The sequence below is a fragment of the Paraglaciecola arctica genome (assembly GCF_018861065.1).
Classification (GTDB): Bacteria; Pseudomonadota; Gammaproteobacteria; order Enterobacterales; family Alteromonadaceae; genus Paraglaciecola; species Paraglaciecola arctica_B.
On sequence record NZ_JAHKQO010000002.1, the window covers coordinates 119,613 to 146,429 of the forward strand.

The 26,817-nt window shown below is 39.5% G+C and carries 26 protein-coding genes and 1 tRNA gene; 6 read left to right on the forward strand and 21 right to left on the reverse strand.

What is annotated here, in order from left to right:
* Positions 1-303: 303 nt before the first annotated feature.
* Positions 304-735, reverse strand: coding sequence for a universal stress protein (locus KO534_RS00795; protein WP_215926191.1), 432 nt, complete (start codon positions 733-735; stop codon positions 304-306).
* Positions 736-1,270: 535 nt separating this feature from the next.
* On the opposite strand from KO534_RS00795, the gene KO534_RS23340 reads away from it, so the two are divergent.
* Both KO534_RS23340 and KO534_RS23345 read left to right on the forward strand, forming a co-directional pair.
* Complete coding sequence (locus tag KO534_RS23340) at positions 1,271-1,825, forward strand: hypothetical protein (protein WP_252731867.1); 555 nt, start codon at positions 1,271-1,273, stop codon at positions 1,823-1,825.
* A gap of 5 nt (positions 1,826-1,830) precedes the next feature.
* Positions 1,831-2,280 carry a reverse transcriptase domain-containing protein gene (locus tag KO534_RS23345; RefSeq protein ID WP_252731868.1) on the forward strand — a complete coding sequence of 150 codons (450 nt, stop codon included), beginning with the start codon at positions 1,831-1,833 and terminating at the stop codon, positions 2,278-2,280.
* On the opposite strand, the gene KO534_RS00805 is transcribed toward KO534_RS23345, so the two are convergent.
* Positions 2,254-2,913 carry a PEP-CTERM sorting domain-containing protein gene (locus KO534_RS00805; protein WP_215926193.1) on the reverse strand — a complete coding sequence of 220 codons (660 nt, stop codon included), beginning with the start codon at positions 2,911-2,913 and terminating at the stop codon, positions 2,254-2,256. The two genes, KO534_RS23345 and KO534_RS00805, sit on opposite strands and share 27 nt — an antisense overlap.
* A gap of 1,124 nt (positions 2,914-4,037) precedes the next feature.
* Here KO534_RS00805 and KO534_RS00810 point away from each other — a divergent pair.
* Positions 4,038-4,718: a hypothetical protein gene (locus tag KO534_RS00810; protein ID WP_215926195.1), complete on the forward strand. Its 681-nt coding sequence runs from the start codon at positions 4,038-4,040 to the stop codon at positions 4,716-4,718.
* Positions 4,719-5,329: 611 nt separating this feature from the next.
* Here KO534_RS00810 and rpsO read toward each other — a convergent pair.
* The 10 genes from rpsO to KO534_RS00860 all read right to left on the reverse strand — a co-directional run bounded on the left by rpsO (position 5,330) and on the right by KO534_RS00860 (position 16,212).
* Positions 5,330-5,599 (reverse strand): 30S ribosomal protein S15, encoded by a 270-nt coding sequence (rpsO, locus tag KO534_RS00815; RefSeq protein ID WP_215926197.1) that lies wholly within the window; start codon positions 5,597-5,599, stop codon positions 5,330-5,332.
* 145 nt (positions 5,600-5,744) lie between these two features.
* Complete coding sequence (gene truB, locus KO534_RS00820; protein ID WP_215926199.1) at positions 5,745-6,704, reverse strand: tRNA pseudouridine(55) synthase TruB; 960 nt, start codon at positions 6,702-6,704, stop codon at positions 5,745-5,747.
* 5 nt (positions 6,705-6,709) lie between these two features.
* Positions 6,710-7,138 (reverse strand): 30S ribosome-binding factor RbfA, encoded by a 429-nt coding sequence (gene rbfA / locus KO534_RS00825; RefSeq protein WP_215926201.1) that lies wholly within the window; start codon positions 7,136-7,138, stop codon positions 6,710-6,712.
* A 100-nt stretch (positions 7,139-7,238) separates the two neighbouring features.
* A complete protein-coding gene (gene infB, locus KO534_RS00830; RefSeq protein WP_215926203.1) occupies positions 7,239-9,839 on the reverse strand; it encodes a translation initiation factor IF-2 in 2,601 nt (866 codons plus the stop codon).
* A 21-nt stretch (positions 9,840-9,860) separates the two neighbouring features.
* Positions 9,861-11,354, reverse strand: a complete 1,494-nt coding sequence (gene nusA / locus KO534_RS00835) for a transcription termination factor NusA (RefSeq protein ID WP_215926205.1) — start codon at positions 11,352-11,354, stop codon at positions 9,861-9,863.
* Between the two features lie 51 nt (positions 11,355-11,405).
* Positions 11,406-11,864: a ribosome maturation factor RimP gene (gene rimP, locus KO534_RS00840; protein ID WP_215926207.1), complete on the reverse strand. Its 459-nt coding sequence runs from the start codon at positions 11,862-11,864 to the stop codon at positions 11,406-11,408.
* A gap of 153 nt (positions 11,865-12,017) precedes the next feature.
* Positions 12,018-12,094: transfer RNA gene (locus KO534_RS00845), tRNA-Met, on the reverse strand.
* Between the two features lie 215 nt (positions 12,095-12,309).
* Positions 12,310-12,612: a 4a-hydroxytetrahydrobiopterin dehydratase gene (locus KO534_RS00850; RefSeq protein WP_215926209.1), complete on the reverse strand. Its 303-nt coding sequence runs from the start codon at positions 12,610-12,612 to the stop codon at positions 12,310-12,312.
* A 162-nt stretch (positions 12,613-12,774) separates the two neighbouring features.
* Entirely contained in the window at positions 12,775-15,468 is a 2,694-nt protein-coding gene (locus tag KO534_RS00855) for a TonB-dependent receptor domain-containing protein (RefSeq protein ID WP_215926211.1), read from the reverse strand.
* Positions 15,469-15,759: 291 nt separating this feature from the next.
* Positions 15,760-16,212 (reverse strand): MaoC family dehydratase, encoded by a 453-nt coding sequence (locus KO534_RS00860; RefSeq protein ID WP_215926213.1) that lies wholly within the window; start codon positions 16,210-16,212, stop codon positions 15,760-15,762.
* A 142-nt stretch (positions 16,213-16,354) separates the two neighbouring features.
* On the opposite strand from KO534_RS00860, the gene KO534_RS00865 reads away from it, so the two are divergent.
* A complete protein-coding gene (locus KO534_RS00865; protein WP_215926215.1) occupies positions 16,355-17,257 on the forward strand; it encodes a LysR family transcriptional regulator in 903 nt (300 codons plus the stop codon).
* 279 nt (positions 17,258-17,536) lie between these two features.
* Complete coding sequence (locus KO534_RS00870) at positions 17,537-17,932, forward strand: DUF3718 domain-containing protein (protein WP_215926217.1); 396 nt, start codon at positions 17,537-17,539, stop codon at positions 17,930-17,932.
* A gap of 200 nt (positions 17,933-18,132) precedes the next feature.
* Here KO534_RS00870 and modC read toward each other — a convergent pair whose 3' ends face one another.
* The 7 genes from modC to KO534_RS00905 all read right to left on the reverse strand — a co-directional run bounded on the left by modC (position 18,133) and on the right by KO534_RS00905 (position 23,177).
* Complete coding sequence (gene modC / locus KO534_RS00875; protein ID WP_215926219.1) at positions 18,133-19,266, reverse strand: molybdenum ABC transporter ATP-binding protein; 1,134 nt, start codon at positions 19,264-19,266, stop codon at positions 18,133-18,135.
* Entirely contained in the window at positions 19,256-19,951 is a 696-nt protein-coding gene (modB, locus tag KO534_RS00880) for a molybdate ABC transporter permease subunit (RefSeq protein WP_215926221.1), read from the reverse strand. Before modB ends, modC begins: the two co-directional genes overlap by 11 nt.
* Positions 19,948-20,730, reverse strand: coding sequence for a molybdate ABC transporter substrate-binding protein (gene modA / locus KO534_RS00885; RefSeq protein ID WP_215926223.1), 783 nt, complete (start codon positions 20,728-20,730; stop codon positions 19,948-19,950). The genes modB and modA overlap by 4 nt, the downstream gene beginning before the upstream one ends.
* 239 nt (positions 20,731-20,969) lie before the next feature.
* Positions 20,970-21,347: a DUF6768 family protein gene (locus tag KO534_RS00890; RefSeq protein WP_215926225.1), complete on the reverse strand. Its 378-nt coding sequence runs from the start codon at positions 21,345-21,347 to the stop codon at positions 20,970-20,972.
* The gene (locus tag KO534_RS00895; protein ID WP_215926227.1) at positions 21,344-21,913 is read right to left on the reverse strand and encodes an RNA polymerase sigma factor; all 570 of its coding nucleotides are present in this window, start codon (positions 21,911-21,913) and stop codon (positions 21,344-21,346) included. The genes KO534_RS00890 and KO534_RS00895 overlap by 4 nt, the downstream gene beginning before the upstream one ends.
* Positions 21,914-21,960: 47 nt before the next feature.
* A complete protein-coding gene (locus KO534_RS00900) occupies positions 21,961-22,437 on the reverse strand; it encodes a rhodanese-like domain-containing protein (RefSeq protein WP_252731869.1) in 477 nt (158 codons plus the stop codon).
* Positions 22,438-22,709: 272 nt separating this feature from the next.
* Complete coding sequence (locus KO534_RS00905) at positions 22,710-23,177, reverse strand: CreA family protein (protein WP_215926229.1); 468 nt, start codon at positions 23,175-23,177, stop codon at positions 22,710-22,712.
* Positions 23,178-23,484: 307 nt separating this feature from the next.
* Between KO534_RS00905 and KO534_RS00910 the strand changes: the two genes are divergently transcribed.
* Positions 23,485-24,774: a DEAD/DEAH box helicase gene (locus tag KO534_RS00910; protein WP_215926231.1), complete on the forward strand. Its 1,290-nt coding sequence runs from the start codon at positions 23,485-23,487 to the stop codon at positions 24,772-24,774.
* Between the two features lie 28 nt (positions 24,775-24,802).
* On the opposite strand, the gene KO534_RS00915 is transcribed toward KO534_RS00910, so the two are convergent.
* Positions 24,803-25,624, reverse strand: a complete 822-nt coding sequence (locus KO534_RS00915; protein ID WP_215926233.1) for a LytR/AlgR family response regulator transcription factor — start codon at positions 25,622-25,624, stop codon at positions 24,803-24,805.
* A complete protein-coding gene (locus KO534_RS00920) occupies positions 25,617-26,813 on the reverse strand; it encodes a sensor histidine kinase (protein WP_252731870.1) in 1,197 nt (398 codons plus the stop codon). The genes KO534_RS00915 and KO534_RS00920 overlap by 8 nt, the downstream gene beginning before the upstream one ends.
* Positions 26,814-26,817: the final 4 nt, after the last annotated feature.

The following is a 26,817-nucleotide window of genomic DNA, read 5'->3' on the forward strand; positions in this document are numbered from 1 at the left end:
AAAAATAGCGAACTTAAATGTTCGCTTTTTTTTGCGCTAAAAACAGTCAATTCTTTCATGAATTTATTGTACTGAAACTTACAGGCGGAAAGCAGTCGTGGAACCGCTAAAGAATAAATATCGGCGTAGCAGAATCTTTGTCTTTTGATTTATATTCGAATTAAAGGTCGCCAATAGCAACAGTTGAATACCTCAACCACTAAAGGCTGCGCGATACGTTGGTGATATTGCCCACTGAAAACATAATCAAAGTGCTCTCCCTCTTAGATCTTTTAAACGAGAGTGGCTTAATTAACCTCCACTTTATTTGACCACTAACACTGGGCAATCAGCTTTATTGGCAATCGCTTCGGCAACACTATCATGCAAAAAATGAGACAACCCGGTTCTTCCATGACTGGCAATAACAACCATACCAATATCGCCGCTGTTGGTTTCAGCCAAAATCTCTTTAATGGCATCACCGCGTCGAATAACCGTTTCAATCTTTAAATTAGTATTCAACTGACCTAATAACTCGTGCATTTTACTCGCCGCAGCGTCTTCCATATTCTTAGCTAACTCTTCGGGAGTTATCGCAAGAATCATATAATTATCATCACCAACAGGCTGACTTACAACATGTAAAATACGAATACCCACTTGATATAAATTAGCCATTTCAATGGCATATTGTAAAGCATGTGACGCAGTATCAGAAAAATCTGTAGGCCATAAAATATTATGTGTACGCATATTACTCTCTCCCAAAATGCAAAGTATGCTTTTGCAATAACATTACATGCCTCATTAAACAAACTCGGCTTCTATCTCAACAGTGTCAGTATAGTCAGTATTAAAATGTTAATTAGTGATCATAATCAAATTAACAACAATCTAGACATTCAACATTTTATGCTTGTTGATTAGACGTAGATTCAAAATACTTATATGGGTGGCTTGATAAATATCTTAATTCCTTAAGTTAATGACATTGGATCGCCCAAAACCGAACTACTCAAATGTGCCAAATGCCGACATAGCCTAGGCTTAAAAAATTCTAGCTTTGACGATATCGATTGCCACCTTAGCTGCCAATTGATAGGAACGTCTTTTGAGTAAATTAAAAATTAGGTTCAAGTAGTGCGAATCATTGCTCAGCATTAAACAGAATCGTACACATATCTGGTTTAACCAACGATAGATAATCCTACAGTGCTGGTTTAGTGCTGAGATTTAATCATCATACATATGTATGAGACAAAAAACTTTACAACAGCAGACCCATAAAATGATAAGTGAACTTGTTGATTCTAACCTAATAGAAGAAGCCTACCTATGGCTATGTAAACAACGAAAACACTTTCCTGTTAACAGTGATGTGTGGGATGTACGTTTTCATTGGAATAAAGTTAAACCACAACTCATTGATGAATTACTATCAAATCAATTCTATTTTCGACCTTTACAAAAGGTCACTAAATCAACAGGTGAAATCATTCACTTATGGACATCAATTGATAGTGTGGTGTTGAAGTTGTTATCACTGGTGTTACAGCGTTATTTACCTTGTTCTAAGCTGTGTACACACTTAAAAGGGCATGGTGGTAGCAAACATACAGTTACAGAGATACAACGTAATTTTGGAGGTAATACGTTTGTATTTCGAACCGATGTTAAATCGTATTACGAATCGATAAACCATGAAATATTATTAGATAAATTATCGGTTTACATCAAAGATAAAATGGTGATGAACTTACTATCACAATACGTAAAACGCAGTGTTGAATCAGGTGGGTTGCTTAAGGATATAAAAAAGGCATTTCATCTGGTTGCCCGCTAAGCCCTTTGATATCAAGTTTTTACCTTTATGAGTTAGACAAAGAAATGGAAAGTAAACATGTTTTCTATAGACGTTACATGGATGACATCATCGTATTATCATCTTCGCGCTGGAAGTTACGTAAAGCAATTAAAATCGTCAATCAACATTTTGAAAAATTACAGTTAAAGCAACACCCCGATAAAACAACTATTGGTAGAATTACTAATGGATTTGATTTTTTAGGGTATCAAATTGGACAAGAAAAAATAACCGTATCAAATCGAACATTTAAAAATCACATTCGTCGACTATCGCAGCTTTATGAGCAAAAAAAGCACCTACCAAATTGGAAGATGCTTCTTGATGATTATCGACAACATTGGCTTAAATGGGTTTATTCAGGCATACCGTCGTCGATAATTAATTTTGATAAAGAATCAGTAGAATCAAGATTGCTTCTTAAATCGACGTGATGCTAAACCAATCAATCCTAATGCAAAAATAGCAAGTGTGGTTGGTGCGGGCACTGGATTGGCACGCACAAGGACGCTAGCTAATCCATTCTGGGCATACCATCCAGTATAAGTCTTATTCATGGTGTGTATGAAATTACCGGTGCGGCCATATGTGTCATACAACCAACCACTGCCGTTAGTGTATGCACGTACGTGGCCGCGACAGGACATACTCAAATCGGACGTGCACTCGCCATCTTCGCCGACAAATAGTTCACCTAAACGACTAGTATTCTTACCGCCATTTAGCGTAGCGAAGTTTGGTGCATCGAATGTTTTCCATAACCATTGTGTGGCGTCGTTATTAAACGCTCCGTAGCCGTCTTGTGGGGAGATCGAACTTAACAAAATTCCGAACTCAGCACCTGTTGCATATCGCCAACCGTTGTCCAAGTAACCACCATACCCTAATTCTATAGAAGCCCGACTAATATTAAAAGTTTCATCCCATGACAACCATTCCAACCCCTGAAGATCAACATTTATACCAGCGTCTGTATGATGATTTCCGCTAATGATACTAGCATTAGCGAAACTACTTATAGATAGCACTGCCCATATTAATACTGCTTTTAAAAATTTAGGTTTCATATAATTCCTTTAAAGTCTCTTTAAATTGTTAATTTAAGTTAGTCGTTGAAATAGCAATTTATTAATCTTTTCTTTTTAAATTAATACAAAAAACATACCAATATGAAAATACCTAACAACTTCAAAGTGTTGATAATTTAAGCAGTTTTTAATGATGCAAAACTGTAAAATAATCGGACACACAAACACTCTCAACCAGTTGAATTATCAATCTAATCTCAACCAATATTAATTTGAATTAGTTTTACAATAAAAACGCAGAGGTGCTAATTATTTTAACTCATTACCTGAACGCCGCTACGGAGAACAATCCCTCGCATTCACACCACCTAGCCACTTACTTGTAATCAGTAGGATAGTTATAAAATCCGTAGTTAGTGCTAGTCAGTAATTTTAAAGCGAACTTTGATTTGTCATGCGGCGACCGATAAATTTAGCCTCATGGTTTACATCTAAAATTTGAACTCTACAGTCGGCAATAAGCTTGGAGAAGCTCATTATGTGGTTAAACTTTCAACTTCCACAATTCGCTCAAAACCGCCTGTCAGAACTCACGTAAATCTGTAGAACTGTAGTGACAGATAGTTATCTTTTTCAGTTAAGCAGTTAATTATCAAGACACCCTTGTTAATTTTGTAAAAGATGCTGGGAAAGCAATGACGGCCTACAAAAGTTAAAAACCGATCAAGGTTTTTAATGGTTACACCATGAATTATCAAATGTGTCCATGCAATTAGTTGTGCTATAAGAAACCTGTCATGAAGCGCGGTAAACGTAGAGCATTCTTTAATGGTGACACTGATACCTTCTGCCGAAACCAATGACAACAACGGAACACCTCAACCACTATAGGTTGGTGAAAACGCCAACTGAAAAAAATCAAAGTGATCTGGCCCCTTCAATCACAGGTTTAAGTTCTAATCCGAATCAAATCTTTGCGTATTAACGAGAATATGCTTATACCTTATACGCAGATTTCAAGTAATAAGTATTGAATCAGGCAACCTGGTTGCATTTAAGTTGATTTAAAAACTGATTGAAATGTATAGATTAGAAACAAAAGTACCAGACTAATTTTCATCAGACGAAATTTTGATTACGTTAGATCTTAAGGAGAAACTGTTATGTCGCTTTTACTTAATGAGCATCAAATAGGGTTCAATACAATGAAAGTTGGGTTTCCTAATCTTGGCGATTGTATGGCGCTTGCCTTAGCAACAATCGGTGGTTTGTATGGCTTTCATGTTATGCCAAAACAAGCTACTCGCAGTGCCGAATTTACTCGTTTTTTTGGAGATAGCTTAAAAACTGGAGTCTGCCTTTTTGGTACATGCTATCGAGCACGTCGCTATGGCACGCAAGATAGAGCTAAGGCATTGATGGACTGGAAAAATGAAATGGACGACATTGCTCAGCGAATTAAATTTACTGGTCAAGTGTGTGGTTTTGATACGGGTCATAAAACAGGAATTAACAATACCGAGGCAACTTATGTGGAATATCGTTTTGTTACAGGGGGTTCTGCGACTATTCATTATAAGCGAATGAGAAAAATGGTTATCAATGCAAATTGGAATGGCAGTTTTGCCGATGATGGTATTGCAGCTGAAATAGGCATGAACACAGCTGAAATGAACCGGCGTGGCAAATTAGGGCTTCCGTTTGAAGAGCGATTTCTCGCTGACACAAGAGCAAGAAAAGGGCTCAGCACCACCGCGAATATTAAACAGACGCGCAGCAATAAAGGAGAAATGCACAAAGTTAAACTCTCTAAGATTGATTCTTTTGGCACTGTGTATAGCTAAATGACCCGCTTTTTTTGGTATCAATTACAGAGACTCTTATTGGTACAATTTAGTAATATTAAATCAACACCTTATAAAACATCATAAAGACATCCTCTTCGCAGATTATATGCGTGTGCCAATAACCGACAGACATCACTGGCCGGGTGACTTAGCGGTTAAAGCTAATTGCAGACGGTGACGATATACAAGCTATTACACGTCATTCCCGCGAAAGCGGGAACCTACTAATAGTTACCGTAATCTAAATTTAGAAATTATAAAAAAATCGCACAAAGTTATATTCTCACTAATTTTTTAAGATGATAAAAACAAGGTTCTTTAGGGGGGGGGCAGATGGATTTTGGGGGTTCCTGCGTTCGCAGGAATGACGGAGAATGAGGGGGAAATGGCGGGGAGTATCACAGTCTGCTTTACCTGTATAGGCCATCAGCAATGCTAGTTGGTCATATGAACGTTCTTCGCTCTGAGACATCTATTAAAAAATAGATGTCTAGCGTATCAAAGAGCTTAGTGTAGTCTCAAAAATCATTACAAAAATACTTAGCCGAGCACTTTCCTTCAGACATAAAAAAAGACGCTTTCGCGTCTTTTTTCAAAGCAAATATCGATTAACGACGTAGGCCTAAACGTTTAATTAGATCTTGATAACGCTCAGTGTTTTTACCTTTAAGGTAATCAAGCAACTTACGACGTTGGCTAACCATGCGAAGAAGTCCACGACGTGAGTGGTGATCTTTCTTATGATCCGCAAAGTGACCTTGTAATTTGTTGATGTTATTTGTTAATAAAGCAACTTGAACTTCAGGTGAACCTGTATCGCCTTCTTTAACCGCATATTCAGCAATGATTGCTGCTGTTTCATTAGTACTTAGTGACATAATATTCTCCAATAAATAAGAGTTTAAAGATACAACCCGCCAATCACTAATTCAGCGAGTCAAAAAGAGCGCGTATTATAGCGACGCTAAACTTAATAACAAGTTTTATGTCAACAAATATCGCCCTGATACAAAATCTATATAATTAGCTATACACAACCGAACGTTTGGGCGCAATTTTAGCGTCAGTATCGATAAAACCTACACCTAAAAACAAACCACTGTCTTTGCTATATACCCGAATTAACGAATCTTCTGGGTATTCAGCAGAGCCGATATAATTGACTGGGTTACCATTTCTAAAGAAACTTTCTGCAATTTGATCTATTTCTACCGAGTCTAAGGTTTTAACTGCCGAATCCATAGGCATCAATAGTTGATCCATTACAGAAAACGTTTCGTCATCCAATAAATCTGCTGTTTCATTGTCAATCTCATTTCTCAGAGCTTGCAGTGATTCCATGGTTATCATCTTTTCAACTGGATAGTCGGTCACTTGAGTTCGATGCAATTTACTTACATATGCTCCGCAGCCCAGCACCTGACCAAGATCATCAACCAATGAACGAATATAAGTACCTTTACTGCTATGCACTGTCATATCCACTTCATCTTCTTCAAATCTGTCGATAGATAAACTAAATATGGTGATATCTCTGGCTTCTCTGGGTATCTCAATACCTTGTCGGGCATAAAAATACAGAGGTTTACCTTGATGTTTTAACGCCGAAAACATTGAAGGAACCTGCTTAATAGGCCCTTTAAATTGCTCACAAGCTGCAATTAGCTGCAATTGCGAAACATTAACCGGATGAGTTTCAACCACCTCACCGTCAGCATCGGACGTTGTGGTACGTACACCTAACTTAGCTGTAACTTGATAAGTTTTATCTGTGTCCAATAAAAACTGTGAGAACTTGGTTGCTTCACCTAAACAGATAGGTAACATGCCCGTCGCCAGAGGATCTAATGCACCGGTATGCCCAGCTTTCGCAGCGTTAAACATACGTTTAACTTGTTGCAATGCATGGTTAGATGACAGGCCTAAGCCTTTATTTAGCAATAATATGCCGTTAATGGCACGACCTTTTCTTTTTCTACCCATAACAACTACTTTTGCTCACCTTCATCAGATTCTTGCTCATCTAAAGAGCGACCTGCAAGTTTGGCGCGTTCAGCGTCCTTACTTAAGGTTTCACTCACTAAGTTGGCAATACGTATACCTTCAGCCAAGGAGCCATCACGAACAAATTTTACAGCTGGTACTGCTCGCATTCGCATACGGCTTGCCAACAAAGAACGGATAAAGCCTTTGTTATCTTCAAGAATGGTTAAATAGTTCTTAACTTGCTCTTCGTCATTTTCAAAAAAGGTCACATAAATTTTCGCGTGTGCCAAATCTCGAGAAACTTCAACACCCGCTACGGTCACCATACCAAGCCGAGGATCTCGGTTCTTGAATTCATTTTGTAAGATACTGGCGATTTCTTTATGGATTTGCTGGCCAACTCGGTCAGTCCTAGAAAATTCTCTTGCCATTTGTTGCTTCTCCCAACACTCGTGTGTCTTTTGCAAACAAAACGGAGGCCGAAGCCCCCGTTTATTCAACTATAATTAAAACCTATTAAAGCGATAAAGGTTACAGCTCGCGCTTAACTTCAACAGTTTCAAATACTTCGATTTGGTCGCCTGCTTTAACATCATTGTAATTCTTCACGCCGATACCACATTCCACCCCATTACGAACTTCTTGTACATCGTCTTTGAAGCGTCTAAGCGATTCAAGCTCACCTTCGTAAATCACTACGTTATCACGTAATACGCGGATAGGACTGCTACGTTTAACCGTACCTTCTGTGACCATACAACCAGCAATCGCACCGATTTTAGGCGATTTGAACACATCACGTACTTCAGCTAAACCGATAATCTCTTGTTTGAATTCCGGTGCTAACATACCACTCATGGCTTGTTTCACTTCATCAATCAATTGATAAATAATGCTGTAATAACGTAAATCAATCTCTTCGGTGTCGATTACTTTGCGGGCTGAAGCATCAGCACGAACATTAAAACCAACCACTATTGCACCTGAAGCCGCCGCTAAACTAGCATCTGTTTCGGTAATACCACCTACTCCACTACCAACAATATTCACTTTAACTTCATCAGTTGACAACTTAGTCAATGATTCAGATATCGCTTGAACAGAACCTTGCACATCAGCTTTAAGTACTACATTTAGTTCACTAACATCGCCCGCTTCCATGTTGGCAAACATGTTTTCAAGCTTAGCTTTTTGTTGTCTAGCTAATTTTAATTCACGTTGTTTGGTATGACGTTTTGTAGCTACTTCACGGGCTTTACGCTCATCTTGCACTACAATCGCAGTTTCACCAGCAATAGGTACACCTGACAAACCTAATATTTCTACCGGCGTTGAAGGTCCAGCTACTTTTACATCCTTACCGTTTTCATCTCGCATAGCACGAATACGTCCGTATTCTTCACCACACAACATTATATCACCGGCTCTAAGCTCACCTTCTTGGATAAGCACAGATGCAACAGGACCACGACCTTTATCAAGACGCGATTCTATAACAATACCTTTTGCAGGTCCGCTTGGTACCGCTTGTAAGTCTAAAACTTCGGCTTGTAAGCTTATTGCTTCTAATAACTCATCCACACCTTGACCGGTTTTAGCAGAAACGTTAACAAATTGATGTTCACCGCCCCACTCTTCAGAAATAACTTCAAGCTGCGATAATTCAGTTTTCACTCTGTCAAGGTCTGCTGCTTCTTTATCAATTTTGTTAACCGCAACAATCAAAGGTACACCTGCGGCCTTTGCGTGTTGTACCGCTTCTTTTGTTTGCGGCATTACACCATCATCGGCAGCAACAACCAAAATAACAATATCAGTAGCAACCGCACCACGAGCACGCATTGCGGTAAACGCGGCGTGACCTGGCGTATCTAAAAATGCTATACGACCACTATCAGTCTCTACACTATATGCACCAATATGCTGAGTAATACCGCCGGCTTCACCGTCAGCCACTTTTGCACGACGAATGTAATCAAGCAATGAGGTTTTACCATGGTCAACGTGACCCATAATAGTCACAACTGGAGCGCGAGAGGCTTTTTTGCCACCTGTTGCATCGGCGATCAACTCATCTTCAAGTGCGTTGTCGTTAACCAGTTCATATTTATGACCCATCTCTTCCACTACTAATACCGCAGTTTCTTGATCAAGTACGTGGTTGATTGTCACCATTTCACCCATTTTCATGAGGGTTTTAATCACTTCGGTGGCTTTTATCGCTAATTTGCTACCCAACTCACTTACTGTGATGGTTTCACCTAAACGCACTACACGCTCGACAGGCTGAGCAGGTTTATTAAATGCATGCTTCAAATCTGAACCAGCATTTCTTTTTGATTTTTTACGTCTACGTCCACCAAGTTCCGTTTTAATATCATCCGCATCTTCCGCTTCTTGGGCGTAGCGGTTTGAATGAACGTGAACTTCTTCTTTTTCTTCTTTCTTACGACGCTCTTCTTCTTCTTTCCAGCGACGTGAATTTTCTTCAGCTAATTTTTTAGCTTCTTCAGCGGCTTTCTTCGCATCTTCTTCAAGCTTGCGTTGAATTTCTTCTTCTTGAACCTTACGAAGTTTTTCAGCTTCAGCACGAGTAGCCTCTTGCTCTGCTTTTTCTTCTGGGCTTAATGCCGACTCTTCAGCAGCGCGGGCTTCTTTTGCTTTTTCAGCTCGAGCGGCTCGTTCTGCATCTGCTTTAGCCTTTGCTTCAGCTGCGGCTTTAGCTTTTTCTTCAGCGGCGGCTTTAGCTTTTTCAGCGGCTTGCTTTTCAGCTTCTAGTTTAGCTTGTTGTTCTTCGGCTAACCGTTTAGCTTCTTCTTCAGCCATTTTAGCTTCTTCAACATCAGAACGTTTCACATAAGTGCGTTTCTTGCGCACTTCAACAGTCACAGCTTTAGACTTACCTACACTCAAAGTGCTGGTTGTCTTGCGCTGCAACGTCATGCGTTTTGGCGCTTCTGAACCTGTTCCACCGTGTTGTTTACTCAAAAAGTCTAATAAAACACGCTTTTCGTCTTCAGTTACATCATTGCCGGCTGCTTTGACAATACCGGCACTTTTAAATTGCTGAACCAAACGGTCAACGGTCGTACCTATATCAGTGGCAAGTTTTTCTATGGATACTTCTGCCATATGGGAATTCCTCCTGTTGACCTATTCTTCATTAAACCAAACGATATTACGAGCAGCCATGATTAACTCACCGGCTTTCTCATCGCTCAATTCTTCTATATCTGAAATCTCATCAGTACCTTGTTCTGCAAGGCCTTCAAGATCTGTAATGCCGCGACTTGCAAGGGTATAGGCAACATGTCTGTCCATACCGACAAGATTTAACAGCTCTTCTTTAGGCTCTGCAGCCTCAAGGGTTTCTTCCGTCGCTAAAGCTCGAGTCGTTAGCGTCGCACGGGCGCGATTACGAAGCTCTTCAACCATATCTTCCTCTAATCCTTCGATTTCGAGCAATTCGTTGATTGGTACATAAGCGATTTCTTCAAGAGTAGTGAAACCTTCATCCACCAACACAGAAGCAAAATCTTCGTCAATATCCAAACCAGCAGTAAACACTGTTAGGACCTTAGCGTTTTCTTCTTCATGCTTAGCAGTCAAGTCTTCTACAGTCATAACGTTCAATTCCCAGCCAGTAAGTTGGCTAGCTAATCTAACGTTTTGACCACTACGACCAATGGCTTGCGCCAAATTGTCAGCTTCAACAGCCACATCCATTGAATGTTTGTCTTCATCGACAACAATAGACGCGACTTCAGCTGGAGCCATAGCATTAATAACAAATTGTGCAGGATTATCATCCCATAGCACTATATCAACTCGCTCACCACTTAGTTCACCCGATACGGCCTGAACTCGAGAGCCCCGCATACCAACACATGCACCAACTGGATCTAAACGTTTATCGTTAGTTTTAACACCAATTTTCGCTCTTGAACCTGGATCACGTGCCGCGGCTTTAATTTCTAATGTTTCTTCAGCTATTTCTGGTACTTCAATGCGAAACAGCTCGACCAACATATCTGGATGTGTACGACTAATAAATAATTGCGCACCACGTGCTTCAGGACGGATTACGTAGAGCAAACCACGCACTCTGTCACCAGCACGGAAGGTTTCACGAGGTAACATGTCGTCTCTGTAAATCACACCTTCAGCATTATTACCTAAATCAATAATGACATTGTCACGATTAACCTTTTTAACCGTACCTGTGACTAATTCGCCCACGCGATCTTCATATTCAGCTAACACTTGGTCGCGTTCAGCTTCACGTACTTTTTGAACGATAACTTGTTTTGCTGTTTGAGTCGTGATCCTATCAAATGCAATAGATTCGATTTGCTCTTCAACAAAATCACCTACTTGTTTATCTGGCTCATCCATCTGAGCTGCAGACAGCGACATTTCAGCTGTTGGGTTTTCTTGTTCATGGTCATCTGCCACAACTAACCAACGGCGAAAGGTATCGAAATTACCGGTTTCACGGTCGATACATACGCGTACTTCGATTTCGCCTTCATTCTTCTTTTTGGTGGCGCTGGCGATAGCAAATTCTAACGCCTCAAAGATTTTTTCTCTTGGAACCTGTTTTTCATTTGAAACGGCTTCAGCCACTAACAGAATTTCTTTATTCATTGTTGCCTCACTGATTACTCTTTTCCGACAGTTTTTGTCAGTTCGCTATCCCTAATCAAAAGATGGAACTAGATTACCTTTTTCTATATTCGCAATAGCCAAAACATGGGTTTGGTTATCAATTTCTAATGTTAGATTACCGGATTCGCAGGCTAACACTTTTCCTTTAAAATTACGTCTATCACCCATAGGTATTCTTAATTTAAGAGTCACCACTTCACCTAAACACTCTAAGTAGTGGGCTTCTTTGAATAAAGGCCTATCCATTCCTGGAGATGACACTTCTAAGTTATATTCGGTACTGATAGGATCTTCAACATCCAGAACAGCACTCACCTGATGACTCACCTCGGCACAGTGTTCAACTCCAATACCGTCGGGATGGTCAATAAAAATACGTAGCGTCGAATGTTTACCCGCACGTAGAAATTCTACGCCTACCATCTCAAAGCCTAATGCTTCAACTGGCGCGGTTAACATATCCGTCAGCTTTTGTTCGAGTTGCGACAAAATATTGCTCCAAAAACAAAAAAAGGGCCAAATGCCCAGAAACAGAACTAAAACTTGAAGTACAAAAAAACCCCGTACAAGCGGGGTTATTTGTTTCTGGACCCTAGTCCACTAATCTTACAAAAAACTGGCTAAAAGCCAAGCTTTAAAAAGTGGTTGCGGGAGCAGGATTTGAACCTACGACCTTCGGGTTATGAGCCCGACGAGCTACCAGACTGCTCCATCCCGCGCTTGAAATCTTCTATGAGTTGGAAGTAATTTATCGCTTCCGCTTCTCAAGTGGGGCGTATTATACATAGCAAACTTAGTCACGCAAGTGGATAATACACATAAATACTAAAAACATGTTTAAGCGCTCAATTGCCGAACAATTTGTTGAATTAAACATCTATTTTGTTGTTCTATTAGTTATTGCAATGAAATTCAATAACAAAACTACATTCTATTATTTTGAAAAGGATTCCATTTTTTGCGCTAATTTAAAATCTAACTCGCTTAATCCATCAACATCATGAGTCGTGAGTTGAACTATTACTTTATTATATACATTGAACCACTCAGGATGATGATTTAGTTTTTCCGCCCAAATAGCGATCTGTGACATCCATCCAAACGCCCGAATAAAACTTTTGAACTTGAACGTTTTGCTTAACTTCTCATCGATTATACTCCACTTGTGCTCATCTTCTAAATGTTGATTAATTTTATCCAATTCAGTTTGAATTTGTTGTTTAGAATACTTTCCCATCAGTCAGCTTCCTCATTTCTATAGGCTTAATAATTTTAGATAGTGTGTGGGTGTTGGCATAGGAATAAAAGGTAAAACGTAATATTGGCGAAACGCTAATGGAACAAAAAATTTACAAAAAAATTCCCAGACTAGCTGGGAATTATTCACTTACTATTTAAATTAAAACTCGATTGCTAGTCGCGCATAAATTTGACGACCTCTCGGATCATGCACTTTAGAGTCAAAACCCGCATTAGTGAACAATTGCGGAGGCTCTTCGTCAGTGAGATTAACTCCTCCTAAAGACAAAACGTATGCGCCTTCAGTTTCGAACACTCCACCAAGATCAATATTCACTTGAGCATCCCAAGTTAAGTGACTATCTACATCTTTATATCCTTGAGTACACGCAGCTGAAAACACAGTCCCGTCAGCGCAATTTTGGTCGTCACTGTAACTATCAATATAACGAGCAAAAATGTTGGCAGAAAAAGAATCATGCTTCCAATTCAACCCTAAATTAGCTCGCATTTCAGGTGTCGATACACCGATGTTACTAAAGTTACGTAAACCAACACCATCAATGGGCCCTGATTGAGGATCAACTAAGTCATAAGCCAAAATGTAAGTCGCGCTAATACTTGGAGTAAAGGTACCTACCTCAGTCTCCAATTGATAACTAGAAACAAGGTCGAGTCCTGAAGTCTCAAGAGAACTGGCATTAACATAAGTGGTCAAAACTTGGAGTAATGGACCGTTTAATGGATCCCCAGCTCTTATCACTCTCTCTGGATTCTGAGGCTCAGCATTTAAAACGGCTTGAAAATTCTCTTTGATGATCAAATCAGTGAAGTCAAAATTCCAGTAATCTACTTCAATTGACCAACTATCAACAGGTTCGAGGGAAAACCCTAGGTTATACGCAGTAGATTCTTCAGGTACTAATTGATCATTACCCGAGGTTCTGTCAGCAGCAAATGCCGCCGCGCCTGTTAATGGGTCAACCATTTGATTCAAACTGGTTCCACCACCATCTCTTTGAAAAATTGAGGGAGCTCTAAAGGATGTTGAAATAGAGCCTCGCAAAGAAAAGTCCTCAGTTGCTCGCCAAGATACAGCAAACTTTGGATCGACAGTATCACCAGTAGTACCGCCGTAATCTTCATATCTAAGTGCTATTTGAATATCCATATCATCGCTAACGGGCAAAGCTAACTCACCAAACAAAGCGTAAACATCTTGCTCGCCATAAATATCGGCATTACCAATAACAAAGGAAAACCTATCTTGATTGGCGAGAGAATCGTAGTCCTGAGTCAGGTCTTGATAGCGATACTGAGCGCCGAATGCCAATCCGGCTGAACCACCATCCATCTCAAATAATTCTGTAGAAACAAAAGCCTCAACTACCTCTAGGTTTGATTTTGAATCAATTTCTTCACGACCAGTAAATGAATCAATCACATTCTGTGAATTCGGTAATACCGTAAACGAGGTTGCAAAAGGATTGAAGTACTCACATGGTCCAACGCCTGCGGTTCCAGTTAATGGGTCACACCCTTGACCGCCAAAACCTCTGAGAGCATTTTGGAATTCTTGAGCCAAGGTATCGTTTACTGTAAACAGATAGTTATTTCTAGCGGCCGTATAACTGATTTCCCAGAAACCAGTATCCAACTCACCTTGTAACATAGTACTGAATCTAAACGTATCAGACTCTGTATTCGCAGGGTCTCCAGGGAAAGAAGTTCCGTCTCCGGCATTACCAATCTCACGACCGAAATAGGATACATCTGCGCCAAATGGATTACCTGGGTGGTCAGCAGGTACTGTAGGGAAAGTTAAGATCGGAAACGTGGGCGATCCCCCTCTTTCTGCTCTGTTTCTAGCAGTCGAAAATTCGGTTGTCCACTCAATGTTATCAGTCAATTGTTTCTTAGCTTGAACAAATGTGGACAATCGACTTTCATCAGGAACAAATGAGTAGGTCCTACCAAAATCAAATCCACAAAAGCCAATTTCTAAACCAGGCACTGTGCCTGAAGGCGCAAGTAGAATTTCGGAACCACCAAACTCAGTACAGCCTGTTGGATCAATAAAAGGCGTGCCATTAAGAAAATAGGAGCCAGGGCTACCTAAGGAGCTAGTATCATCTTGAGGACGACTTAATCGACGATCACCTGTAAACAGTGGCGAGCGGTTGGTATAACTTATTGCAGCCATTATGCTGCTATCATCTCCTACCGTCCCCCACAGTCCTTGAACTGTATACTCCTTATTATCACCATGTGCACCATCTTGGTAATCCAGTGATATTTGAGTGCCTTCATAATTTCGCTTAGTAATGAAGTTGACAACTCCAGCCACAGCATCAGAACCATATAACGCTGAGGCCCCATCTTTTACTATTTCCATTCGATTTAAAGCGATCATAGGGATTAACGAACTGGTATCAACAAAATTGACCCCAGCATTATTAGGCTGCGCCGTGACAACTTGGCGTTTGTTATTTAACAATATTAATGTCGATGCAACCCCAAGGCCTCTGAGATTCATATTAGATGTTCCGGCGGTGGCATTTTGAGTAAATGCATCGGGTGTGTTTTCAGCACCGGTGTTAATGGTCAATGTTTGAGTAATATCGCCAATACTTTTTGCCCCAATAGCATCAATAGCGACACTATCAACTACAGCTAAAGGTGATGGTGATTCAAAATTTTCACTGCGCCTTACAAAACTGCCAGTGACCATAATTAATTCAATTGCTTGATCTTCTTTTACTTCTTGTTCTTGAGCAATAGCCATGCTATTCGCTGCCAATAGTTGCGCAGAAATTGCTACGGCTAGGGTAGATATTTTTGTTTTAATTTTCATAATGTGTCCCCAATAGGTGAGCTATTAGAAATTAAACAACCATCATGTAGACGGAAAATGCCAAATAACCCAAGGAAACGATTATGAAGCTATTTAATTCCAATAATAATATTCGTCCCTAAGTGCCTGAAATACTGTATTTTAGACACTCCACATTGATAGTAGGTTGATGAATGCATTATGTAAATTTAATGTTACTTATATGTTAATATTTTTTCCACCTATGGTCTAACCAGAAGGTTTGCTTATTGTTTCAACTAGTATTGTCGGAGTTATTTTCTAAAGGGTCTTTTATTTCGCACCGACCAACAAAGTTAGAAATATTCCTTTCATGGCAGGTTTGTCTCTACCCTCAATTTCAGCCGTAGTTTCAAAATAAAACAATTTTCCTGATGCCTTTTGTTCAGTTTTGACTAATGCGGAAACAAACCTAATTCGATCGTTAACACGAACAGGCTCAATAAACCTAATTTTGTCTACACCATAATTCAGTAAAGATTGGTAAATAGGATCGGGCTGAATCGACTGATACAGCGAATTGGGCATAAGCGTCACCGTCAAATAACCATGCGCTATGGTTGTCGCAAACGGACTCTCTTTTTCGCAACGCTTGGGGTCAACATGTATCCATTGATGGTCATTGGTTGCCTTAGCAAATAAATCGATATCAGTCTGCGAAATGCTGATCCAATCTCCCACAGGAAGCTGCTCACCGATGGATAGTTCTAATAGTTTTTTACTCATAAGGTTACCCCTTTTATGTCAGAATGCTTAAGCTTATCAAGTTTTGATATATCAATGTAATGAATATTAACTATAGCCAAACATTGATTTAACTAATAAATAACGTATCCTGTTTGCAGAATTATTGTATTAGGTAATGTTTATGAATTTGCACCGTATTGACTTAAACTTATTTGCTGTCTTTGACGCAATTTACACAGCTGGAAGTTTAACCAAAGCAGCCGATGTGTTGTGCATTACGCAACCAGCTGTTAGTAACTCTTTAGCCCGATTAAGAGAAATGCTCAATGACCCATTGTTTGTTCGAACAGGCCACAGCATGACTCCCACACCGGTAGCTCAGAACATCATAGGCCCAGCTAGAGAAGCCTTAAGTTTATTGCGAAAAAGTGTACAAGAAAGTCATATATTCGATCCTCTTAAAGCGGAAAAAACTTTCAATTTCGCATGTAGAGATTTATTGGAAGTCAGCATTATTCCTCGCTTACTGGGACAATTACAAAAAAGCGCACCAAAAATATCTTTGACCAACTACGAAATTGAACGCAAAAACATTGTCTCTGCTATGGCTAGTGGTAATCTAGATTTTTACGCTGACGCTTCATCATTTAGCGACCAACATTTATGTAAACAAAAAATTGCTCAAGATAGATTTGTCGTTTTGGCACGCAAAAATCATCCCTCCTTGTCTCAAGGAATGAATATGGATGAGTTTTTACAGCTTGGTCATATCAATGTTTCTCACAGAAAAACCGGAGTGGGACCAATAGATGTTGCTTTAGACAAAGCAGGCGAAAAACGCAAAGTAGTGATGCGCAGTCAACACTTTTTGACGGTACCTTCAACGCTTGTTAAAACTGATTTAATTGCTTGTTTACCTTACCACCTTGCTAAACATTATGATTTAGCGATGTATGAATTACCATTTGAATTGCCACCACTTGAATACTTTTTGTATTGGCACATGAGCGCGGATTTAGATGATGCACATATTTGGATGCGAGATCAGATTGCACGGGTTGCTCAAGCATTTCATCCAGAATAGCGAGAAACACTCATCGCCATTTTTAGTTAGTAGTAAAACGCTACTTAACTACTGTAGTTGTCTCATTAACTAAGCGTTAAACCGCCTACTTTGAAACACAACCTTTCAAAGTAGGCCTAACACCTGCCTCTTTATAAGCGACAGCCTAAAAGTTATAACCTCCCATACCTAAGTATCACCTCGCAGATTTTTTAATCAATTCAAATAGTTTTTAATGACTCCATCGACACGCAGCAATATCTGCGAAATAACAATAGACTAAACTCGAGGAACTTAACCATGTTGAAAATAGTTAAAACTTCTATCGCTATCGCTACTATCTCTTTATTCACTGCGGGAAACGCACAAGCTGATGTTGGCGAAGCTTTACAAAATATCTGTACTATCGTTAAAGCCGATGACAAAGGTGAACTACGTAAAAAAATGAAACGTGTTCAGTCTGATTTCAGATTAAAACTTAAAGATTACTACACTGGTGTATCTTGTGGCGGTAACAGCCTTATTCGTACTGCGATGCTAAACAATGCAGTAGAAACAGGTACCTTGATGGTCAAAAAAATGCCTAAGGGTGACCTAAAGTCGCCAGAAAAAGACGGTAAAACTGTACTAGCTTGGGCCTCTGAAAATGGCTTAGATGCTTCTCCTATCGTGGCTGCATTAAACGACAGAATATAGGCTTAAAAGAATTGTTCTAGAACGAACTAAACGTTCAACATGGAAGGTGAGTAGCTTATCATGCTTACCTTTAAAATGGCCTCTTCTGAGGCCGTTTTTTTACCCCAAAGAAAAGTAACGCTTACAGAGATAAAAAATAAGCGCACAGTAAATATTATTCTCGTTATTTGATTGCTGTAACTTTGATGCAACATTAACAACTAACGCACTATTGCAGCGGATTTGATTTGTATGTACACCGATTTACCTTTAATCAAACTAAGACTTTGCAACGACTTTTGGGTTATTCTCGCTAACAAGTAACTCTCCCCTACCTTCAACCTTACCAGAGCCATAGCAGGCGCCTGATCATTAACCACTTCAACAATCTGCCCTGATAATACATTTAGAATACTACTATCACTATGAGGTGTTAAAGTAAGGCTTACGTCATTCGCCAACACTCTCACTCGCAAAGTGCTGTTATCCGAGTTATCAACAATAGGTAACCACAAATTCCCACCATCAAACGCTACCCGCATCAAATGCCATTTCATATCTCTGGCTACAATATTACATTCGAGAATTGCTCCTACTTCATTACCTATACCTAAAGGTAAATCAATTCTAGAAAACAATTGTGCAATATCGCCTTGTGCAATATTTTTTCCACTTTGCATAATTACAACGTGATCAGCTAGGCGGACAATTTCATCAACAGCATGACTCACATACACAATCGGAATATTAAAGCTGCTGCGCATTCGCTCTAAGTACGGCAAAATTTCAAGTTTACGTGGCGTATCTAGTGACGCTAGAGGCTCATCCATTAATAACAATTTAGGTCGAGTCAATAATGCTCTGGCTATTGCAACTCGTTGTCTTTCACCTCCAGAAAGCTGTTCAGGAAGTTGTGACAAATTACATTCAATGCCCATCACATTGATAACCTGTTCTAAAAAATCGGAATTAGCAGGTTGGACACTGCGTTTGATGGCATACTGTAAATTTCCAAAAGCCGTTAAATGCTCAAATAAGTAAGCCTCTTGAAACACGTACCCAAGACTACGTTTATGAGTAGCAAGACATATTTTATGGTCCTGCCATAACTCCCCATTAACACGCAAACGACCAGTTACGTTACTTTCTAAACCTGCTATACAGCGTAATAACGTGGTTTTACCCGAACCTGATTCTCCAAAAATAGCGGTAACCCCCTGACCCGGAATATCAATATCGACATTTAACTCAAAGTGATCGTTAGCTCGTGGTTGGTAACTTGTTTGAAAGCGAGCCTTTATTACGTCGCATCTAGCGGCGTTACTTTCGCCTAGTTTCTCGTCATTACTGTCCATAGGTCATACCTATTGCTTTACGTTTATGCTGGTAGGTATACAACACCAATAACACCACAAAAGAAAACACTAACATTGCCCCAGACAACGCATGGGCTTGAGCATATTGTAACGACTCTACATGATCATAAATTTGCACCGACACAACACGGGTTTCGTTAGGTATACTGCCACCTATCATCAATACGATGCCAAATTCCCCCACTGTATGAGCAAAACCGAGCACCCATGCTGTCATGAATCCAGGTTTAGCTAGAGGTAACGCTACAGTAAAGAACCGATCAACGGGTCCAGCCCCAAGAGTTGCGGCAGCTTCTAGAGGGCGGTTGCCTATGGCTTCAATTGCATTTTGAATAGGCTGCACTACGAAAGGCATCGAATACACCATAGACGCCACCACTAGCCCCCAAAATGTAAAGGGCAAGGTACCTAATCCTAACGATTGAGTAAGCTTACCAATGGCACTATTGGGCCCCATGGCTAGCAATAAATAAAACCCCAAAACGGTAGGCGGAAGCACAAGTGGCAGAGATACTAGCGCGCTAATCGGCGCCTTAAGCCAAGAGCGGGTTTTGGCTAACCACCAAGCAATAGGAGTGGCGACTATTAACAACAAAACTGTAACTGTTGTGGCTAGTTTTAATGTCAACCAGATCGTCGCAATATCACTCTCGGATAAATTCATAAATGCAGTTCCAACTTATCATTATTTAAATAACCGTAACTTTGGATGATATTCTGGGCTTTTGGAGTATGCATAAAATCTAAAAATGCTTTGGCCCCTTCGCTGTTTTCAGCAGAATGCAATAAGACTACATCCTGCTTAATCGCTTGGTGCATATCATCTGGTATCAACCAATAAGATCCCTGTTCTACATGTTTAGATTTATTCACACTGACTAGTTGCGACAAAGCCACAAAACCTAAATCCGCATTTCCAGTGATAACAAACTGATAGGTTTGCGCAATATTTTCGCCTGTTACCCATTTAGCCCTAGTCCTATCCACTAACGCTAAATGTTCAAGTACTTCTAGCGTTGCTGCTCCATAAGGCGCTAATTTAGGGTTGGCTACCGCTAATTTATTAAACCTACCTAGTTTTAATATAGACTCAACGTTATTGAGAAACTCGGGCTGGGGACTCCACAGTGCAAGACGACCTATTGCATAAGTAAAACGACTAGTTTCAATCACTAAACCATCTTGTTGCAAAGCGTCTGGCGTTGCTTGATCGGCAGAAAAAAATATTTCATATGGCGCACCTTGTTTGATTTGCGCATAAAACTTTCCTGACGAACCAAAAGACGGTGCGATGTCAAAGTCAGATGTTTTCTCAAACTCTACAATCAAACTTCGAATGGGGTGGCTAAAATTTGCTGCCACAGCAACGTTGACAATTTTTGCGGCAAGACATTGGGTGAATAAAGATATTAGAACAAACCCAAGCCACTTTACTGTTTTCATATTATTATCGGACTCATACAGTCATTAAAACGCTAGATAATTGATTTTTATAACTTTATCACAAGCCGATTTGTTGTGATCATTTTTCAAGATATTAAACGTTGCTCATACTTCGTTGTTAGTGACAGACTATGAGCAACTAAGTAAATTATTGCTGTCGTTACTTTGTTCTAGTTGCACAACCAATATTGAACATTTTTACGCTAATAAAAAGGCCAAACATCGAGTTTTGTCTACCGTTACTGGTTTTGATGAGTCTCAGCTAACAGAGACACTTGTAGTTCTACCCGTTTAATTTCCCGTATTATGGATAACCGATTTAGCTCCATAAAAAACCATATACGAGCAATAGCAAAAGCAACAACCGCTGATAAGGTACCTGCTAACCAGTTTATTTTTGTCCCTATTTCGACCTCGTTCACTAATTGATAAGCACAAAAAAACGCTAAGCCCGCACATATCAATTGTAAAGTAACGACTACGATAAAGGTTAAGCGAAATGTCCCTTTAAAACTTTGCATAATTAATTGCAACGCATTGGCTTGCTCCTCGGAAAACTCGTTAGCCGCTTTATCTTCTTTTAATGCATCGAGAATTTTTTGGTTAATATTTGTCATCTTACTTCTCCACTTTCACTGTTGTGTAATTTGTTTTGTATTGATTTTCTTGCTTGGTGTAGTCGTGACTTAATTGTGCCCGTAGGAAGGGCTAACATTTTGCTTATTTCAAGCATGCTAAAACCTTCTAAATAATGCAGGTGTACTAGTTGATATAGTTGAGGAGGCAAACCATCCAACATTTGGTCAAATTCCATTTTTTCAGATCCAGCTACGACAGTTAAGTTACTTGCATAATGTAACTCCTGAAATTGCACATACTCATCACAAAGCCTGTCTTGCCGTTGTTTTTGTCGAATAATGTCGACACCTTTATTTTGCAAAATTTGGTAAACCCATTTCGCGAAACAACTAGGGTCTTGTATTTTGCGGATGGTTTTACTCACCACCTCAAAGGTATTTTGCACCGCATCTTGAGCTTTCTGTTGGTCGCCCAACTGCCGGTAGGCATAACGTAATAATTTGGGATACCAAATTTTCATCAGTTGCTCTAAGGCGTTGGCATTACCCAATTGGCAATTCACGACTAACCATTCAGTTAAAATATGTTCACTGTCTCGTTTCATAATTTAAAGGTCGTAGCAGGCTAGATTTGGGTTCAATTTATTTGTAATTAATTGGATAAAACTTTAGTAAAAACAGGGTTGTTGACTAATTCCCCCCATTTTTGGTCGTAACCATGCACTACAAAAGTAGGGTTAGAATTGTGATCGACTAAAGGTTTATGCTCATTTGCCCAAGCAAAAATACCACCATATAGGTTCCACACTTTCGAAAAACCAGAAGCAATGAGTTTTTCAGCAATTTGCTCACTACGCACACCAATAGAACAATACAAGGCTATTTTTGTGTCTTTTGGGATACCTTTTAGATTAAACAAGGTGAAGTTCTTATAACCTACCCATTTAGCATCGGGTAAATGGCTCACTTCAAATTCATTAGACTCTCTGCAATCAAGCAAGCACCACTGAGAGCTACAATTAATTAAATCTGCCAACTTATCGGTGCTAATAGTAGGCACAGTCCCATGCAACATTTGTTTTAATACGAATTTGATTTTTTTAATATTACGGCGATTATCTTCTACCATTAGGCTCTTTGTTCCTTCGGTTATGACAAAACAAAGTTTACTATTACTAAGTTGAGTCAGACGTCTATCGCGAAAAGCAACGTTTGTAATTGTTCTTTATGCTCGACTTTTTTCGTGAAAAATAACTAAAAAACCAATCATTAACAAAGAATAATTGAGTAAGTTGTTTTCGCATCCGATATCGAATCTCAATATTATGCTTGTGCAATTGAAAATTTCGTCACCCACCACAACAGCAGGCAACACTGAGTTTGATTCTCAATTGTTGTATTTTACACGCTAGGATTCGAAGGAGAACGATATGCCTTAGTGCCCCATAAAGGTACTGTAGAAAGACTGTGTTTAAAACTTCCTGACGTCTCTTTGGTAGAATAAGAAACGTACATCAACGTTTGACTTTGTTCATCAAATACACGGCGTATTTTCATCGTTTTAAAGAAAATACTTTTTGATTTTTTAAATACCACTTCACCTGATTTAGTCTTATCAATTGCAGCAATCATTGCTGTGGTGATTTCACCTGTTTGTCGGCAGGCGATTGAACTATCCGATGGATCTGACAAACTCAAGTCAGCTTCAATGCTCGCCACATGGCATGTTACACCTGTGACCAAAGGATCAACCAAAGTATTCAGTTTAATATCCTGAGTAGTAAATACCCCTAACGAAATATCCCCAACTTCATTTTTATCACACGCTACTGTTAACAACAAACTAATACAGATACATAACTTTTTCATTTATCCCTCCTATTTATGTGACAATACTTAGCATACTTATACTAATTATTATTTTATTTTTATATTTATTGAACTTTTCATCCTAATTTAACGACTTACCATTGACAGCCTAGTGAACTGTCACCTCCCTGGGCCGTTTAGTATGAGTAACATGCTAGCGGCTTTTTACTTTCAGGCATAGTGAACAAGTCTGTTCTGATCTGCGAAAGAACAAGTTTTACGCGCATAAAAACCACAAATAATCTCAAAATGCTGTATATTCCGTCCTCGATTTTTACCCATGTTCTTGTTTAGGAGCTGTATCACTATGAAATTTTCAAATTTAGGTTTGGCCACTGAAATTCAACAGGCACTTAATGTCTGCGGTTATACACAAATGACACCTGTGCAAGAACAAGCGATCGTCCCTGCTCGCAGAGGTAAAGACTTATTAGTTAACGCCCAAACAGGCACCGGTAAAACAGCGGCTTTTGCTTTACCTATCTTGCAACAAATGTTGGATAAACCCAAAGACACTATGTCGGGTAGTCCACGAGCATTAATTTTAACGCCAACTAGAGAGCTAGCTGAACAACTCGCTAACACTATAAGTGACTATGCGCAGTTTTTACCGTTAAAAGTCGCAGCATTATATGGTGGCGTAAAAATGGGTGGGCAGTCGAATAAACTGAAAGATGGCGTGGATATCCTAATTTCAACGCCCGGGCGCTTAATTGAACATTTAGAGTTGAGCAACGTTAATTTAGCCAATACAGAGTTTGTTGTACTTGATGAAGCGGATCGTATGTTAGACATGGGTTTTGTCACAGATGTACAAAACATTTTAAAGTTTACTGCTAAGAAGCGACAAACCTTGCTATTTTCTGCCACCTCATCACCAGCAGTCAATGAGCTATCCCATAAATTATTGAATAATCATCAGGTAATCAGAGTAACTAAAATTAATGCCACCGCTGACACCGTTTCACATGTGATGTATCCGGTTGAAGAATCACGAAAGATTGATTTATTTAAAGCTTTATTAAAAGAAGAAAACTGGTTTCAAGTTTTAGTTTTTACCAGTACCAAACAGCAAGCTGATGAACTCATGGCTGCCTTAAAACGCAGTAAGATAAACGCGGCAGTTTGCCACGCAGATAAAAGTCAAGGTGCGCGTCGCAGAGCTATAGCCGATTTCAAGTCGGCGAAACTTCAGGTTTTGATAGCCACAGAAGTAGCCGCTCGCGGCTTAGATATTCAAGGATTGGATTATGTAGTTAATTACAATCTGCCTTATTTACCAGAAGACTATGTGCACCGTATTGGCCGAACAGGTCGAGCAGGAAAAGAAGGGTACGCCATATCATTCGTTAGTCGCGAAGAAGAAAACACCGTAGCGCGAATCGAAAAGTTAATTGGTAGCAAAATAAAGCGTATAGTCAAAACAGGATTTGAAGTAAGCAACCGAATCAGTTTGCTAAAAAGTGTGGCTAAAAACACTAGAAATAGTCGCAGTAACAAAGCCAGCGAAACAAAAATCAGCCACGACAAGTCTTCGCCGTACCAAGCTAAAAAATCTAAAGGTCGCGCTTCAAAACCAAACAAAGGCAAAAAATAATCAGTTGACGAGTAGTAGATATGATCTACTACTCACCTAGTAAAAAATCCTTAATTGCATCCTTATAATTGCGACTTACTTTTATTTTTTCAAACTCCCCAAGCAATAAAAAGAATTCACCTTTAGTATGAGGAATAACTTTATCAATGAAGTTTAAATTGACTATTGTTGACCGGTGAACCCGCTTAAAGATGTTTTCATCCAACTCAGTCAGCAACTCTTTTAAGGTACTACGTTTAATGTGAGTTTTTCCTTCGGCGTGTAAACACACATAATCACCTGCAGCATCTACCCATTCAATTTCAGATTGTTTCAAGATTGTAATTTCGTCACGGTCCTTTATAACGACTTTTTTGTCCATAAAGGTATCTGTTGATAATGCACCTGGTAGTCTTTTATTTTCTAGTTGTTGGGGATAGATTCTTTGACTCATACTATCAATCGCCCCAAGAATTCGAGGTTTATTATCTTGTCCATCAACAGCATCTAAACGTTTTTGTGCTCGTTGAACGGCGCGGCAAATTCGCTCGTCATCTATGGGTTTTAATATATAGTCAACCGCATGAACATCGAAAGCGTCGAGAGCATATTGTTCATAGGCGGTAGTAAAAACAATCAAAGGTAAGATATCACTTTGTAGACCTTTAACTACGTCAAAACCATTCAAACCAGGCATTTGAATATCAAGAAAAATAATATCGGGCGCTAACTCTAATGTCGCGGCTATTGCCTCTCGACCATTTTTGCTTTCCCCGACAATTTCAATGTTATCAACCTTATCTAATTTCGCTCTCAGTAATTTTAATGCAAGCGGCTCATCATCAACTATTAAGGTCCTTAATCTACTCATGTTTGCTCTCTTTTATTGATGGCGACCCAAGGCTTTGTTTATGGTGGTGATTTTCGCCATTTAGGTATTCGCAGGGCAACTCAATTCGAGTGTTCAAACCACCAGATGGCAGAATATCAATATTGATATAGAAATCCTGCTCATATAAGGCTTTTAATCTATCGTTGGTGTTACGCAGACCTACGCCTCGCCCCTTAGTGCTACCAACTTTGCTATGTGCGATTTTACTGCCACTGCCTGTATCACTGAGCTGAATGATTAAACGCTCATTCTTGACCTCGGCATACAAACTAATCGTCCCACCTGATTCATTTTGTGCGATGGCGTGTTTCATTGAGTTTTCGATAATTGGCTGCAATAGCAAACTTGGAACCGTCGCCACTTTTGCCTCAGGTTCGATCTGAAAATCTAAACTGAGTCGTTCACCAAATCGAGTCTTTTCAATCTCTAAGTAGAGATTAAGAGCGTTAACTTCGTTTTCTAAAGTAATTTTTGTATCAGGGTTATTATCTAATGAATGCCTTAAAAATCGGCTTAATTGTACCGTCATGCCTTGGGCTTTGGCAGATTCGTTTACTTCTATTAAGGAGTTAATTGCGTTTAAAGTGTTACATAAAAAGTGAGGATTGAGTTGATACCGCAACATCTTGATTTGTGCGTCTCTAGCAATGGACTGCGCGCGCATACGTTTCATCTGTTCTTCACGAGTTTCCGCTTCTGCTTTGAGCATGATCCTATGTTCAGTTTGCAATAAATCGTTATAACGCATCCCATGAAAAAGCCCAGACCAACACAAAAATATAAATACACTGGCAAAATGCCAGCCACCAAATTCATTCCATTTACTGCCAGCGTCGGTTACCCACATAAACAATTCAATTCTGACCAAGGTCCACACAAAAGCCACAAGAAACACCATTAACAATCCAATACTGGCTCTGTATACAAATGGCCGATTCCAAATATGCATAAAAACCCAATACAGAAATAGCGTAAAGGCTAAACCAATGCCTGCCTGTAAAAATATATGCAAAACATGAAACCAGTCATATGGTCCATACCATAGCGTCAATGAAAAAAAACTGACAATGCTCACAAAGGTCCAAAATCCAATATGTAATAGCCCAAATTGGTAAATTTGACTCGGACCATTAGTGGAAGATCTGTCTTGAAAAAATGAGTGCGGCATTTAG

Excerpts from the sequence above, each read along its gene's own strand:
- KO534_RS00795 (WP_215926191.1), bottom strand. The coding sequence starts at position 735 with ATGCGTACACATAATATTTTATGGCCTACAGATTTTTCTGATACTGCG.
- KO534_RS23340 (WP_252731867.1), top strand. The coding sequence starts at position 1,271 with ATGATAAGTGAACTTGTTGATTCTAACCTAATAGAAGAAGCCTACCTA.
- KO534_RS00805 (WP_215926193.1), bottom strand. The coding sequence starts at position 2,913 with ATGAAACCTAAATTTTTAAAAGCAGTATTAATATGGGCAGTGCTATCT.
- KO534_RS00810 (WP_215926195.1), top strand. The coding sequence starts at position 4,038 with ATGTCGCTTTTACTTAATGAGCATCAAATAGGGTTCAATACAATGAAA.
- rpsO (WP_215926197.1), bottom strand. The coding sequence starts at position 5,599 with ATGTCACTAAGTACTAATGAAACAGCAGCAATCATTGCTGAATATGCG.
- truB (WP_215926199.1), bottom strand. The coding sequence starts at position 6,704 with ATGGGTAGAAAAAGAAAAGGTCGTGCCATTAACGGCATATTATTGCTA.
- rbfA (WP_215926201.1), bottom strand. The coding sequence starts at position 7,138 with ATGGCAAGAGAATTTTCTAGGACTGACCGAGTTGGCCAGCAAATCCAT.
- infB (WP_215926203.1), bottom strand. The coding sequence starts at position 9,839 with ATGGCAGAAGTATCCATAGAAAAACTTGCCACTGATATAGGTACGACC.
- nusA (WP_215926205.1), bottom strand. The coding sequence starts at position 11,354 with ATGAATAAAGAAATTCTGTTAGTGGCTGAAGCCGTTTCAAATGAAAAA.
- KO534_RS00850 (WP_215926209.1), bottom strand. The coding sequence starts at position 12,612 with ATGGGAAAGTATTCTAAACAACAAATTCAAACTGAATTGGATAAAATT.
- KO534_RS00855 (WP_215926211.1), bottom strand. The coding sequence starts at position 15,468 with ATGAAAATTAAAACAAAAATATCTACCCTAGCCGTAGCAATTTCTGCG.
- KO534_RS00860 (WP_215926213.1), bottom strand. The coding sequence starts at position 16,212 with ATGAGTAAAAAACTATTAGAACTATCCATCGGTGAGCAGCTTCCTGTG.
- KO534_RS00865 (WP_215926215.1), top strand. The coding sequence starts at position 16,355 with ATGAATTTGCACCGTATTGACTTAAACTTATTTGCTGTCTTTGACGCA.
- KO534_RS00870 (WP_215926217.1), top strand. The coding sequence starts at position 17,537 with ATGTTGAAAATAGTTAAAACTTCTATCGCTATCGCTACTATCTCTTTA.
- modC (WP_215926219.1), bottom strand. The coding sequence starts at position 19,266 with ATGGACAGTAATGACGAGAAACTAGGCGAAAGTAACGCCGCTAGATGC.
- modB (WP_215926221.1), bottom strand. The coding sequence starts at position 19,951 with ATGAATTTATCCGAGAGTGATATTGCGACGATCTGGTTGACATTAAAA.
- modA (WP_215926223.1), bottom strand. The coding sequence starts at position 20,730 with ATGAAAACAGTAAAGTGGCTTGGGTTTGTTCTAATATCTTTATTCACC.
- KO534_RS00890 (WP_215926225.1), bottom strand. The coding sequence starts at position 21,347 with ATGACAAATATTAACCAAAAAATTCTCGATGCATTAAAAGAAGATAAA.
- KO534_RS00895 (WP_215926227.1), bottom strand. The coding sequence starts at position 21,913 with ATGAAACGAGACAGTGAACATATTTTAACTGAATGGTTAGTCGTGAAT.
- KO534_RS00900 (WP_252731869.1), bottom strand. The coding sequence starts at position 22,437 with ATGGTAGAAGATAATCGCCGTAATATTAAAAAAATCAAATTCGTATTA.
- KO534_RS00905 (WP_215926229.1), bottom strand. The coding sequence starts at position 23,177 with ATGAAAAAGTTATGTATCTGTATTAGTTTGTTGTTAACAGTAGCGTGT.
- KO534_RS00910 (WP_215926231.1), top strand. The coding sequence starts at position 23,485 with ATGAAATTTTCAAATTTAGGTTTGGCCACTGAAATTCAACAGGCACTT.
- KO534_RS00915 (WP_215926233.1), bottom strand. The coding sequence starts at position 25,624 with ATGAGTAGATTAAGGACCTTAATAGTTGATGATGAGCCGCTTGCATTA.
- KO534_RS00920 (WP_252731870.1), bottom strand. The coding sequence starts at position 26,813 with ATGCCGCACTCATTTTTTCAAGACAGATCTTCCACTAATGGTCCGAGT.